The sequence below is a fragment of the Rhizobium sp. CFBP 13726 genome, assembly GCF_014841925.1.
Taxonomy (GTDB): domain Bacteria; phylum Pseudomonadota; class Alphaproteobacteria; order Rhizobiales; family Rhizobiaceae; genus Neorhizobium; species Neorhizobium soli.
Genome location: NZ_JACYUU010000002.1, coordinates 1,018,608 through 1,031,817 on the forward strand (window position 1 = coordinate 1,018,608; position 13,210 = coordinate 1,031,817).

Annotated in this window: 9 protein-coding genes and 1 pseudogene; 4 read left to right on the top strand and 6 right to left on the bottom strand. The window is 60.6% G+C overall.

What is annotated here, in order from left to right; translation table 11 throughout:
* Positions 1-35: 35 nt before the first annotated feature.
* Both IFT66_RS12130 and glgA read left to right on the top strand, forming a co-directional pair.
* On the top strand, positions 36-401 hold the full coding sequence (locus tag IFT66_RS12130) for a DUF2934 domain-containing protein (protein WP_062461451.1): 366 nt from the start codon (positions 36-38) through the stop codon (positions 399-401).
* A 379-nt stretch (positions 402-780) separates the two neighbouring features.
* On the top strand, positions 781-2,256 hold the full coding sequence (gene glgA / locus IFT66_RS12135; RefSeq protein ID WP_062461454.1) for a glycogen synthase GlgA: 1,476 nt from the start codon (positions 781-783) through the stop codon (positions 2,254-2,256).
* An 89-nt stretch (positions 2,257-2,345) separates the two neighbouring features.
* Here the strand turns inward: glgA and IFT66_RS12140 are convergent, their stop codons facing one another.
* Entirely contained in the window at positions 2,346-3,050 is a 705-nt protein-coding gene (locus IFT66_RS12140) for an SDR family oxidoreductase (RefSeq protein WP_192077733.1), read from the bottom strand.
* 174 nt (positions 3,051-3,224) lie between these two features.
* Positions 3,225-5,300 carry a glycogen debranching protein GlgX gene (gene glgX / locus IFT66_RS12145; protein WP_062461460.1) on the bottom strand — a complete coding sequence of 692 codons (2,076 nt, stop codon included), beginning with the start codon at positions 5,298-5,300 and terminating at the stop codon, positions 3,225-3,227.
* A 188-nt stretch (positions 5,301-5,488) separates the two neighbouring features.
* Between glgX and IFT66_RS12150 the strand changes: the two genes are divergently transcribed.
* Entirely contained in the window at positions 5,489-5,755 is a 267-nt protein-coding gene (locus tag IFT66_RS12150; RefSeq protein WP_192077734.1) for a hypothetical protein, read from the top strand.
* Between the two features lie 664 nt (positions 5,756-6,419).
* Positions 6,420-6,980, top strand: a complete 561-nt coding sequence (locus IFT66_RS12155; RefSeq protein ID WP_062461469.1) for a type 1 glutamine amidotransferase domain-containing protein — start codon at positions 6,420-6,422, stop codon at positions 6,978-6,980.
* 110 nt (positions 6,981-7,090) lie between these two features.
* On the opposite strand, the gene IFT66_RS12160 is transcribed toward IFT66_RS12155, so the two are convergent.
* The 4 genes and pseudogenes from IFT66_RS12160 to IFT66_RS12175 all read right to left on the bottom strand — a co-directional run bounded on the left by IFT66_RS12160 (position 7,091) and on the right by IFT66_RS12175 (position 13,207).
* The gene (locus IFT66_RS12160; RefSeq protein WP_062461960.1) at positions 7,091-8,116 is read right to left on the bottom strand and encodes a DNA topoisomerase IB; all 1,026 of its coding nucleotides are present in this window, start codon (positions 8,114-8,116) and stop codon (positions 7,091-7,093) included.
* An 85-nt stretch (positions 8,117-8,201) separates the two neighbouring features.
* Positions 8,202-9,922, bottom strand: a pseudogene (locus tag IFT66_RS12165) (HWE histidine kinase domain-containing protein).
* Positions 9,923-10,097: 175 nt separating this feature from the next.
* The gene (gene treZ, locus IFT66_RS12170) at positions 10,098-11,981 is read right to left on the bottom strand and encodes a malto-oligosyltrehalose trehalohydrolase (RefSeq protein ID WP_192077735.1); all 1,884 of its coding nucleotides are present in this window, start codon (positions 11,979-11,981) and stop codon (positions 10,098-10,100) included.
* Positions 11,982-12,115: 134 nt separating this feature from the next.
* Complete coding sequence (locus tag IFT66_RS12175; RefSeq protein ID WP_192077736.1) at positions 12,116-13,207, bottom strand: ABC transporter ATP-binding protein; 1,092 nt, start codon at positions 13,205-13,207, stop codon at positions 12,116-12,118.
* Positions 13,208-13,210 lie beyond the last annotated feature (3 nt).

A 13,210-nucleotide genomic window follows, 5' to 3' on the forward strand; every position in this document is an offset into this window, starting at 1 on the left:
AGGTCGTTTCGGCTTTTGGGTGAATGGAGACAAAGATGGCTGATTCCGAACAAGACTGGATCAAGCACCGCGCGTATGCGCTCTGGGAGGAAGAGGGGTATCCTTCAGGCAAAGATACGGAGCACTGGGAGCGCGCAAAACTGGAGTTTGCGACGTTGAAGCCGACTGCGTCGGCACCGGCCGCCCACGAACAGCCTGCAGCATCCGCGCCGAAACTGCCCACCGCAAATGCCAAGGATTCCACCGCCAAAGCAGCTAAGCCTGCCAAGTCAGCGGCGGCGGGGTCCGAAAAATCGAAAAAAGCGCTCGCCTCCGAGGCCTCAAGCGAAAAGAAGTCCGTGCCGGTTTCTCCGGCCCCGGTTCCCGCGGGCAAACAGCCTGCCAAGAAGCGGTCCCGATAGGCCGGGCTGGCCTTTGACGCCAGCCGGGTCACGCAGACAAGAGCGGACATGACGGGCCGCGGCAGTCTCTGCCGCGGGGTAATCATTACATCTGAAAGACGGCAATGGCTTTTGCGTATTCGTGTATTTCTCTGACTGGTTTTCCCATTTCGGCGGTCGCTGACACAGGTCTCCCCTCCGGCACTGATGTGAAATGGCATGGACAAGGGTGGGAGTTGGCATGATGGACGCGTACGGCCCCTTGGATGGCCCCATCGAAATAGCATCAGTTGATGACCCGGTTGCCAGTCAGAGTACTGACCGTTCGCACTCGTCGGACGCCGTTCCCGGGCGTAGCACGCAGCGGAGCCTTGGGGGACGCAGTGGGGAAAATTTCGCGATGAAAGTATTGTCGGTCACCTCGGAAATCTTCCCGCTGGTCAAGACCGGCGGATTGGCCGATGTGACAGGATCGCTGCCGAAGGCGCTTGCTGCCCTCGGGATCGATACCATAACGCTCATTCCGGGTTATCCGAAAGTGATGGCCCAGGTAAGCTCCGGCGTGACGCCGCTTGCTCTGTTCGACGACCTGCTCGGTACCCGCGCGTCGCTGCTGCATGTGAAAATCGAAGGCCTGAACCTGTTCGTGCTCGACGCGCCGGAACTCTATGACCGGCTTGGCGGACCTTATGTGGACGAGCATGGCAACGACCATCACGACAACTGGCGGCGCTTCGCAGCTCTGTCGAAGGCTGCGGCGGAAATCGCCGGTGGGCTTCTGCCGGGTTTCGTACCCGATGTCGTTCATACCCATGACTGGCAATCGGCGATGACGTCGGTCTACATGCGCGAAATGGGCTGCGCGATTCCGAGCGTGATCACCATCCACAACATCGCGTTCCAAGGCCAGTATTCCGCAGACATCCTTCCCGCGATCGGCCTTCCCAGCTCGCTGTTTTCAATCAACGGGATCGAATATTTCGGTGGCATCAGCTACCTGAAGGGCGGATTGCTGACGGCCGATGCCATCACCACGGTCAGCCCCACCTATGCCCGGGAGATCCTCACGCCGCGTTTCGGCATGGGCCTTGACGGTGTCCTGAACGAGCGCGTGACCGTGTTGCGCGGCATCGTCAACGGCACAGACCTCGACATCTGGGACCCGGCAACGGATCCGCATATTCCGCGCAATTACGATGTCTCCTCGCTAAAGCGCAAGCGCGACAACAAGACCGTATTGATGGAAAAGTTCGGGCTCGACCCTGAAGGCAACGGACCGATCTTTTCCGCCGTCAGCCGCCTCACCTGGCAGAAGGGTTTCGACATGTTCGCCGATACGGCGGACGAGGTCATCCACAATGGCGGCCGTATCATCGTGTTCGGCCAGGGCGACAAGGATATCGAACAGGCGCTGCTGGATACGGCTGCGCGCTATCCCGGCAAGATGGCCGTCCACATCGGCTACGACGAACCGACCGCGCATCTCATCCATGCCGGTTCGGACGCGATCGTGCAGCCATCGCGGTTCGAGCCCTGCGGCCTGACGCAGCTTTACGCGCTTCGCTACGGCACCGTGCCCGTCGTCTCGCGCACCGGCGGGCTGTCGGAAACCATCATCGATGCGAATGATGCGGCGATGTCGGCACGGGTTGCGACCGGCTTCCAGTTCCACCCTGTGACGACCGACGGACTGCGTCTCGCGCTGCGCCGGGCCATGCACGCCTACCAGGAACCAAAAATGTGGGCCCGGCTGCAGAACCAGGCGATGAAGGCGAAATTCTCATGGGAGCGCAGCGCCCAGCAATACGCCACCGTCTACACCAACCTGGTGCGCAAGGCCGGCAACTCCTCCGCGGATCGACGAGCGAGCTACTGATCCGGCAGGTGCCGTGATCGGCACCTGCGTCGTTTGATTCCTTGACGAACACGGCGCACACAGCGTTCGGCTAACGAGAACCGCAGGTCTTAGACCGACCGCGTCAAACCACCGTCCACTTTCAGGTTCTGCCCGGTGATGTACCCGGCACCTTCGGATGCCAGGAATGCCACGGTTGCGGCGATTTCCTCGCTTGTGCCGTAGCGCTTCATCGGCACGCTGTCGCGCCGGTCATCGGTTGCCGGCAGGCTGTCGATCCATCCGGGCAAAACGTTGTTGATGCGCACATTGTCGGCCGCATAGGTATCTGCAAAGATTTTCGTATAAGCGGCGAGCCCGGCGCGAAACACGGCCGATGTCGGGAACATTGCAGAGGGCTCGAAGGCCCAGGCAGTCGAGATATTGACGATAGAGCCTGATTTCTGAGCCTGCATGATCGGCGCCACCAGCCGCACCGGACGGATGACATTGAGCAGATAGACATCGAGGCCGGTATGCCACTGGTCGTCGGTGATTTCGACGATCTGCGCACGTGGTCCATGGCCGGCGCTGTTGACCAGCACGTCGATCCGTCCCCATGCCTCCATAGTCGCATCAACGAGCCGCTTGAGATCGTCGTTGGACTGGTTGGAGCCGGTGATGCCGAGCCCCCCGAGTTCCTGCGCCAAGGCCTCGCCCTTACCTGAAGAGGACAGGATCGCCACCTTGAACCCATCGGCCGCGAGCTTCTTCGCAGACGCCGCTCCCATACCGCTTCCGCCCGCTATGACGATCGCTACCTTTTCTGCCGACATGCTGTGCTTCCCTTCCCTGCATCGTGGTGTGAACAGAGACATAGCATGAGGAAAAGCTGTCATCGAATGAGTTCGGCTGAAGGCTGGTGAGTTCTGCCTTTGGGGCATACCACCCAAACGAAAAACCCCGCCGGAGACCGGCGGGGCTTGGAGATCAGAGTATTCAGGCTGCCATCACGGACGGCGGAACAGTGCCAGGCTGCGGCCTTCGAGTTCGAAGTCCCGTTCCTTGGTGATCACGAGACCCTTCTTGGAATAATCCGACGTGGTCATCTCCAGCACCCAGCCACCTTCGCCGAACTGCGGGATCTGGAACGGCACGTTGCCTTCGAACGGGTTGAACAGCAGCAGCACGTCGTGCCAGATGCCTTCTTCTTCCTTCAGGTCGCCACGGCCAATGTAGAGACCGATCGTCGAGCCTTCGTCCCACTGTTCGGAGGTCTGGAAACCACCGCCGGCGTTGAACCACTTGATGTCCATGCCATCGCGCCAGTTCTCGCGGCGCAGCAACGGCTGCTCGTGCCGGAGCTTGATGATCTGGCGGGTAAACTCGCGCAGCTGCTCATTGCTTTCCGGCAGGTTTTCCCAGGCAACCCAGGAGATCTCGCTGTCCTGGCAGTAGCCGTTGTTGTTGCCGAGCTGGCTGCGACCGAACTCGTCACCGGCCAGAAGCATCGGCGTGCCGTGCGAGAACATGAGCGTGGCGAGGAAGTTGCGCTTCTGGCGCTCACGCACCGCGTTGATGCCCTCGTCTTCCGTCGGGCCTTCCTCACCGTAATTGTAGCTACGGTTGTCGTTATGGCCGTCGTTATTGTCCTCGCCGTTCTCGTCGTTGTGCTTCTCGTTGTACGAAACCATGTCGTTCAAGGTGAAGCCGTCATGGGCGGTGATGAAGTTGACCGATGCCCAGGGACGACGACCGCGCTGATCGTAAAGATCGCCGGAACCGAGAAGGCGCGCCGCAAAGTCCGTCGAGACGTTGTCGCCCTTCCAGTATTCGCGCACCGTATCGCGGTACTTGTCGTTCCATTCGGCCCAGCCAGGCGGAAAGCCGCCGACCTGGTAGCCACCCGGACCGATATCCCAAGGCTCGCCGATCAGCTTGACCTTGGAAAGGACCGGATCCTGAGTGATCGCATCGAAGAAGCCACCGCGCTCGTTGAAGCCTTCCGGCTCGCGACCGAGAATGGTGCCAAGATCGAAGCGGAAGCCGTCGATGTGCATGGCTTCAGCCCAGTAGCGCAGCGAGTCGGTGACCATCTGCAGAACGCGCGGATGCGAGGTGTTGACCGTATTACCGGTGCCGGTGTCGTTGATGTAGTAACGATGCTGGTCGGGCATGGTGCGGTAGTAGGAGAAGTTGTCGATGCCCTTGAACGACAGGGTCGGTCCAAGCTCGTTGCCTTCGGCGGTGTGGTTGTAGACCACGTCGAGAATGACCTCGACGCCGGCATCGTGGAAGTTCCGCACCATCTCGCGGAAACCCTGGATGCCCTTCGGCCCGAAGTAGCGCGAGGCCGGCGAGAAGAAGTTGAGGGTGTTGTAGCCCCAGAAATTCTTCAGGCCACGATCGAGCAGGTGCTGGTCGTCCGGGAAGGAGTGGACCGGCAGCAACTCCACCGAGGTGATGCCGAGGTTCTTGATGTAGTCGACGGTCGCCTTGTGGCCCATGCCTTCGTACGTGCCGCGCAAGTCGATCGGAACGCCGGGGTTGAGCTGGGTAAAGCCCTTCACGTGCGTTTCATAGAGGACTGTCTGTGGCCAGCTGATCTTCGGACGGTTGTTGTCGTGCCAGTCGAAATTCGGGTCGATGACAACGCCCTTCGGCGTGTAGGGACCGCTGTCGCGTTCGTCGAAGGTCAGGTCCTTGTCTTCGGCAAGGAGGTCATAGGCAAAGTGTGCCTCGTTCCACTCAACGTCGCCGAACAGTTCGCGTGCATAGGGGTCGATCAGCAGCTTGTTGGGGTTGAAGCGATGGCCGTTTTCCGGGTCATAGGGGCCATGCACGCGGTAGCCGTAAAGAGCGCCGGGCTTCAGGCCGGGGATATAGCCGTGCCAGATCTCGTGGGTGTATTCCGGCAGCTCGAGGCGGGCGATTTCCACCTTGCCGCTCGGGTCGTACAGGCAAAGTTCGACGCGCTCGGCATGCGCCGAGAAAATCGCGAAGTTGACGCCATCGCCGTCGTAATTTGCACCCAGCTGAAGCCAGGAACCCGGGTGAACGACAAAGTGGCTCGATTTCGTATCCATATTTCCCCGCTGGTCATACCAATTGAAACTTTCGCCTATAGAAGGTGCGAGGCTGCAATTCGTTCCAGAGGCCCTGCAATTTAGGAGGTTTCGCAAGTTGCCCGCGAAATTTTGAGGGCGGCACGCGTTTCCGGATGGGCCGCCTCCCCTATCTCTCTAATGGTACCCATAACAACAGGGAGAAGACCATGACGACCATGCCCCCGGAAGAGCTCGAAGGCCGGCTGAACGCGCATCGCGAACTGATGATCGATCTGATCGCTGCAATGATTGGCGGCGAGCTGACGACCACCCGTTTCGTGCAGCGGCTGCGTGACGACGCCACGTTCAAGGACAACGAGGAAGATCCCGGTTTCTCCCCCGATGGTGCCTTCGCGATCGAAAACGCCATGGCCCGCGAAGTGCGCTCGGTGCTGGAAGCTGCACGTGCAAGGGCAGAAGCCGACAAGAGTTAATCAAATTTTATGAATAAGGCCGTTTCGCCGCATTTGTGGCCATTTCGTGGAACCATGATTCCGTATCGCAGTTGATAGGCTTTAGGAGTGTGGCGGGAGGCAATCATGGTCAAGGAATGGATCGAGGCTGCAGGTTTCGTGATGGTCATCGCGGCCTGTTACATGATGGTCGTTCCGATCTAGCGATCGACCGGTCATCCCATTGACTGACACCAGCGACACATGACTGTGGCTGGCCTCTTCGCTGACGCCAACCTTTTATCGGCGAGACTTCCTGTGAGCTTGGCGCGTTCGAGTCGTTCAGTAACGTACTATTACATCGTGTAAGATCTGGAACGAAATGACACCGGTCGGGTTGGACATCCAGTGACCGGGCGAAAAACCTTGTGTTCACGACGGGAGATCCATCATGCATCACGTTCTGACAATGCTGAAGAACCGGTTCCTTTCGCATCGCAGCTTCGGCCATCCAAAGCATCTTGCGGCCAAAAGCCCGCAAGAGCTTAGGGTCCTTGTGCCCGATGCCGTCGTACTGCCGCTTCCCAGAACAGCGCGAGAGGAGATCAGTGTCCCCGCGTCTATCAATGGCAGGGATCTCTCGACTGGCCGCCTTTAACCGGGCCGGCCCACGACAACAGTCCATGACAATAAAAAGGAGTGAAACATGGCTGACATGAAGTCCGCTTCCATCCTGATTCTTGCAACCGACGGCTATGAGCGCTCGGAGCTCCGGTTTCCGCTCGATGAACTGCGCAAACGTGGTGCTGACGTGAAGATCGCTTCGATCAAGTCTGGAGAGATCAGAAGCTGGGACGAGACCGACTGGGGTGACTCTGTCGCGGTCGACCTTGAAGCGAAGGACGTCAAGGCAAGCGATTTCGATGCGCTGGTTCTGCCCGGCGGACAGATCAATCCCGATGTGCTGCGCAAGGATGAAACGGCGATCAGCGTCGTGCGAGATTTTGTGGCGAGCGGCAAGCCTGTTGCTGCCATCTGCCATGGTCCATGGCTGCTGATCGAGGCGGATGCCCTGCGTGGCCGCAAGGCGACATCCTACCCGTCGATCCGGACCGACGTTCGCAATGCAGGCGCGTCCTGGCAGGACGAAGCCGTGGTCTGCGATAACGGCATCATCACATCGCGGTCACCCGACGACCTGCAGCAGTTCGTCGACAAGATCGTCGAGGAAGTCAACGAGGGCCGTCACAACAGACAGGCCGCTTGATTGCAGAATGACTGGTAACGAAAGCCCGCTCCGCCATGGTCGGTGCGGGCTTTCTCTTGTCTGCGTGCCACGAGATCATACGCTGGCTGATGGAGCGAGAACCGGTCCGGTCAGGTCTGTTCCTGCTTCAGGAATGCCAGAAGCCGGCGCTCGTTCATGCGCAGACCACGGCGGCCGTCCGTCGGCAGGGTCTTCGCGTTCATGATCTTTTCGAGCGGCGAGACATCCTCGGCAAGGCTCAGGATCTGCGGATGGATATAGCTGGTGCGGCAGACGGCTGGCGTGTTGTGCAGCGCTTCAGAAGCTGCGTTGCACAATGCCTTGATCTTGGGACGGTGGCCGTCCTCAGCCATTGTATTCCAGGCTGACATGAAGGCTGCGAGGCTTCCGCCCCAGGTGCGGAACGTCTTTGCCGTGACCGGAAAACCGGCGGCCTTGGCAAGATACGCGTTAAGCCGGCCAGAATCGATCGGTCGCGGCGTACCGTGTTCATCGGGAAACGAAAACAGCTGGCGTCCCGGGAGGTCGGCGACGTCTTCCAGGATACGTTGCAGACGCGGATGTTTCAGCGTGTGCTGCACCCGCTTGCCACCCTTGGCGGTGAATTTCAAAAGGATACCGTCGCCGGACAAAACCATGTGCCGCTTCAGAAGCGTCGTTGCGCCGTAGGTGCGGTTTTCCTTGGCATAGGCGCGGTTGCCGACCCTCAGATGCGTCATGTCCATCAGCGCCACAAGTGCGGCGATCACCGCCTCGGACTTGTCGAGACCATGCGACAGATCGCGGGCAGCTCTGGACCTGATGCGCGGCAAGGCCTCGCCAAACTGGGCAAGCTGGTCGAACTTGCGCTCGCTGCGGAAATTCTGCCAGTCCGTGTGATAGCGATACTGCTTGCGGCCGCGGCTGTCATAGCCGGTTGCCTGGAGATGGCCGCTGGCATCAAGGCAGATCCAGACGTTTTCGTAGGCTGGGGGCAGGCCGAGTGCGGAGATGCGGGTATGGTGGTCATCCTCAACCAGCAAGCCACCATCCGGCAACCGATAACTGAACCCCTTGCCGCGTCGTTCCCGCCGAATGCCGGGTTCGGTATCGTTGACATAGGTGAGGCCGATCGTCTTGAGAGACTCGACGTCAATTTCAATGGTGCTGACTAACGTATCCATAACCGCTAAACTGAGATGGATATCGCTTCGTTCCCAGGCATTGAAACACCCAGAGAACTTAAAGAGGAACGTCGCGCAAGCCTTCCGAAGCGTCCGGGCGCTCCAGGTTGGCACGCGGTACCGTCATCCGCCAGACCAGGCCGCCGGGCCGGAAATCAATATCGACAGTGCCGCTGAATGCAGCGGTCGCGTGGCGCTTGATGATGGTCGTGCCGAACCCGGTGCGGGTGGGCGGCTTTACCGTCGGGCCGCCGCTTTCTTCCCAGACCAGAAGCAGGTTCACACCACGGCTCTCGCCGTCTCCATCCGAGACCGTCTCCTCGGCGATATCGCTCCATGAGATCCGTACCGTACCATGGGGTACAGACAATGCGCCGTATTTGACGGAATTGGTGGCGAGTTCATGCAGCACCAAGCCGAGATTCTGAACTGCACCCGCCTTCAGCACAAAATCCTCGCCCTGGATCTGGACGCGGTCCGCCGCTTCCGCAAACGTGCTCATGTGGATCTCGACGACCCGATGCATCGGAACACCGCCCCATTGCTCTTCGGCGAGAGCCTCGATCGATTTCCCCAGCCCCTGGAGGCGGGTGCTGATTGCCCTCTGGAACTCGTCCATCGGCGTATCCTTGCGTGCCAGCTGGCGCATCATCGCCTGGACGAGCGTGAGGATGTTCTTTGTCCGGTGAACCAGCTCGTGCAGGATGAGATGGATACGGTCTTCCGCCTGGCTCCGGTCGAACGAGGCGTTCGAAAGCGCGACGGCGATCTGGTTCGCCTCGGTGATCTTGGTCTCCACCGGCGAGACGATTTCGCCCTTGCCGATCCGTTCGGCCATGTCGGCGATCTGCCTAATCGGGATCCGCAGCTGCCAGGCGACGAGGTAGGCGACGACCATGGCTATGGCGAGAAAGACGATGCCGCCCGCAACGAGCTGCCGCCAGGTGGAGATAATGTTTTCCTGCGCGGACGCGATCGGCCCCCAGACGACGGTCTTCCAGGCCCAGCCGGTAATCTGCGCATAGCCGTACATCTGTTTGCCCGCACCATCGACATCTTCGATCGTGCCGCGAAAACCGGTCATCAGCCGAAGAGTTTCGCTGGGAAACCTGGCGCCCTCCGCCATCTTTGCGGCACCGACCGAGGTGACGACCTGACCGCTGCCATCGAGGACCGCGGCAGACCAGCCATCCGGCAGGCCATCGACGGAGGTAGCTTTTGCAGATCCTCGGCATTCTGCGTGATGATCATCGCAGCGCCCGAGGCGTTTGTCTTCTCAGACAGCGGCATCGCGACGTTGAAGACCCACTTTCCGCTGGTCGTGCCGCGAAACATGCTGGAGGCTTCCGTCAAGCCGCTGCGCAGCATGGATTCGAGCGCTGGCATGTTGGCGGTCTTGCCGAGCGGCGTATCGAAGGGGACGCGGGTATTCAGCCGAAGCTGTCCGTCCCGGTCTGCGACGATCACGAAAAGCTTGGTGGAACGCAGGCTCGACCGGGTCCGCTCGTGGAAGGCGCGAAGGTCACCGGACTCCAGCTCGGGAGAACTGACCAGCAGGCGCAGCGTCGTTGCCATGTCCTGCAGCTCGCGGTCGACCGCACGAGCGATCATCTGGGCGTCTTCTGCCGTATTCGAGGAGAGCATGTCCCGTTCGTGCTCTTCCAGCTGCAGCATGAGAAAGGCGCCGAAGACAAGCAGCGGTAAAGCCACGCCCACGACGAGCGCGATCAGATAAGCCCCGATCGGTGCCGTCGGGAAGAGCCGCGCAAACCTAGCCATCCCGCACGACCGTTGCGCGGGAAGGTTGGCAGGCAGCAGAGCCGCCGCGCTGGTGATCCATTCTTAGCCCCGTCCCTTGGCTTTGAAAGCAACGCCATGAGTTCTAGCGGCTTTTGGAACACTGGCCAAGGACTTGGTGATGCGGCCGTCACCTTTCCGATGAATATTCGAATATTCAGTGCCGCGAAATCGCGGCAAGCAGCGACGTTGCCGGCATGACGAGCGGCCCAGTTCCATCGGCAACGACGGTTTCCGGCACCCGGTGGATCACAAACCCGGAAATGCCAGGTGCTTCGACCTCAGACGCGTTCAGATTGGCACGCAGTTGCACGAGACGATCCGACAGCTGCCAGTCGATTGCGATCGTCTCCGGCGCGGAGGCAAGAACGCGACCGACGCTGTGAGGCATGCCGGAAAGCCCCGGAACCACGTGCTCGCGCCGCTTTCCGATCAGATCCCGGATCTTCCCGTAGGCGGCAGAGCCCTCCGCCGTGTCGCGACGCTCCCAGCGCAGTTTCGATTTCTCGAACGCTTCCGGCGCATTCGGATTGTCCAACTGCCAAGGTTCTGTGACGCCTTCCGGCAGGCCGCCGAATTTTTCCGCCTCGATCAACCGGTTGGCCCAGGTGGTCATGGCGATGTCGCCCTCGTAATCGGCAAAGAACGCGAACGGCTGCACTTCCCCATATTCCTCGCCCATGAACATCATCGGCACCTGCGGCGACAGAAGCAGCATTGAAGTCATGACGTCGAGAAGCCCCGGCTCCGACAGGGAGATCAATCGTTCGCCATGGGCGCGATTGCCCACATGATCATGGTTCTGCAGGAAGTGGATATACGAAGTGAGCGGCGAAGATCCGCCCGCGTCCGCGTCTGACCTCGCGTCTTGCTCGTCATCGTCCCGCGACGGCATGCCGCCATGCGCGAGGCAAGCGGCGAGCTTGGCGACCGGCTGCGCGGCAAAAGGTCCGGCATGGCCCACGGCCTCGCCTGTCGCGATCACATGTGCGGCGTGGTAGGCGTCGTTGTTCCATCCGGCCGCAAACGCATCCGGCGTACCGCCACGTTCCGGGTTGCGCAGGATGGCGCGATGGTCCTCCATCACGAGATGGCGCCGCCGACCCGTCGTTTCGGAATGAACGCGCTCTGCAAGTTCGACGAGAATGTGCTTCTCTGACGTTTCATCCAGGATTTCGTCCACCGCATCGATGCGAAGGCCGTCGAGATTGAACTCTTCCAGCCAGTAGAGCGCGTTTTCGATGAAGAAAGCACGCACGGCTGGTTGGGCAAAGTTGATCGACGGACCCCACGGCGTGATAAACTGCGGATCGAAGAAAGACGGGATGTTCGAGACGATCAGGTTTCCAGCCGGGCCGAAGTGGTTGTAGACGACATCCAGCATGACCGACAGGCCGACCCGGTGGGCGGCATCGACGAAAGCCTTCATGTCATCAGGCGAACCGTAGGCGTGGTGCGGGGCATAGGGGAGCGCGCTGTCATAGCCCCAGCCGCGATCGCCCGGAAATTCGCTGACCGGCATCAGCTGAATGACAGTGAAGCCGAGATCGGCAAGGTCGGCGAGACGCGACGCTGCGGCGCGAAACGTGCCCTCGGACGTGAAGGTGCCGATATGCATCTCGTAAATCACAGCCTCTTCCCAGGCATGCCCCTTCCAGGCCGGCATGTTCCAGCGGTAGAAGGCCGGATCGACGATCATCGAGTGGCCATCATCGCCACCGTCCTGCGCTCGCGATGCGGGATCCGCGAAGGCCTTACCGTCGGGCATGACGAACTGGTAGGGCGTGCCGGGCTCGACGCCTTCGACGGTCAGCGTGAACCAGCCCTGCCCGGCCGGCAGCATTTCGCGGTTGCGGCCGGCGATGCGGAGGCGCAGGCGCTCGATGTCCGGAGCCCAGAGGCGGAACAGAACGCTGTTTTCGCCGACATGTTCGGCACCCCAGGATTTGGGGAAGGATCGGCGCACGGGCGCGCCGGACGAGACGTGGCCGGACGCGGTCCGGCGCGAATCGTAGGGCGTGAAATCGCGGGTCAGCGACATGGCATCTCTCCCTTGTTTCAGTCACAAGGGAAACACGGGGCGGACAGGAATAGTTCCCTATTGCCCCGTAACGACCGGATTCGGGATAGGAAAATTGTCTTTTGTCAAGTCAATTTTCTGGCCCGATCATGGACTTAGCCGATGCGGTTGCCGCTTTCCGGATCAAACACGACGGCCTTGTCGAGATTGAAGGCGAAGCGGAATGTCTGGCCAAGCGTGACCGGTACTTCGGCGCGAGCGCGTCCCGTGAAATTGACCCCGTCCATCCGCCCGGTCACGAACGTGTCGGAGCCGGTCGGCTCGACCATCGTTACCTGCGCATCAACGAAGGCAATCGCATGGGCTGTCGGATCGGCAAGGCCGGAATCGGTGATCGCTTCGGGGCGCAGGCCGAGAATGACATCCTTGCCCGCGGGCAGAACGGATGTCACCGTCGGCGGCACGGCAACCGTCGTCGAACCGCCGAACAGGGCGACGCCCCCGGAGACGACCTTGCCTTTCAGCATATTCATTGCCGGCGAGCCCATGAAATCGGCGACAAACAGATTGGCCGGCAGATTGTAGATTTCGGCAGGCGTTCCGACCTGCTGTACGATGCCTTCCTTGAGGACGACGATCTTGGTCGCAAGCGTCATCGCCTCGATCTGGTCGTGGGTGACATAGACGATCGTCGCATTGGTGTTCTGGTGCAGCGCCTTGATCTCGGCCCGCACCTCGACGCGCAGCTTTGCATCGAGGTTGGAGAGCGGTTCATCGAACAGGAACACGCGCGGCTTGCGAACCAGCGCCCGGCCCATGGCGACGCGCTGACGCTGGCCGCCGGAAAGCTGGCTCGGACGACGCTTCAGGAGATGCTCGATCTGCAGGGTCTTTGCCACGCTTGCGACGGCCGTTTCCCGCTCCGCCTTGTCGATGCCGCGCATCTCCAGCGCAAACGCGATGTTCTCCTCCACCGTCATGTTCGGATAGAGCGCGTAGGACTGGAACACCATGGCGATATCGCGCTTGGACGGATGCAGGTCCGTCACCACCTCGCCATCGATGACGATGTCACCGGATGTCGGTGGCAGCAGGCCGGCAATGGCGTTGAGCAGCGTGGACTTGCCGCAGCCGGACGGGCCGACCAGCACCAGAAAGCCGCCCTTTTCCAGATCGATGTCGATGCCCTTGAGGATCTCGACATTGCCGATCTTCTTGCGGATATTCTTGATCTCGAGAAAGCTCATATT

Coding starts and splice junctions, on each gene's coding strand:
- IFT66_RS12175 (WP_192077736.1), bottom strand. CDS start 13,207: ATGAGCTTTCTCGAGATCAAGAATATCCGCAAGAAGATCGGCAATGTC.
- IFT66_RS12150 (WP_192077734.1), top strand. CDS start 5,489: ATGACGACCATGCCCCCGGAAGAGCTCGAAGGCCGGCTGAACGCGCAT.
- IFT66_RS12130 (WP_062461451.1), top strand. CDS start 36: ATGGCTGATTCCGAACAAGACTGGATCAAGCACCGCGCGTATGCGCTC.
- glgA (WP_062461454.1), top strand. CDS start 781: ATGAAAGTATTGTCGGTCACCTCGGAAATCTTCCCGCTGGTCAAGACC.
- IFT66_RS12155 (WP_062461469.1), top strand. CDS start 6,420: ATGGCTGACATGAAGTCCGCTTCCATCCTGATTCTTGCAACCGACGGC.
- treZ (WP_192077735.1), bottom strand. CDS start 11,981: ATGTCGCTGACCCGCGATTTCACGCCCTACGATTCGCGCCGGACCGCG.
- IFT66_RS12140 (WP_192077733.1), bottom strand. CDS start 3,050: ATGTCGGCAGAAAAGGTAGCGATCGTCATAGCGGGCGGAAGCGGTATG.
- glgX (WP_062461460.1), bottom strand. CDS start 5,300: ATGGATACGAAATCGAGCCACTTTGTCGTTCACCCGGGTTCCTGGCTT.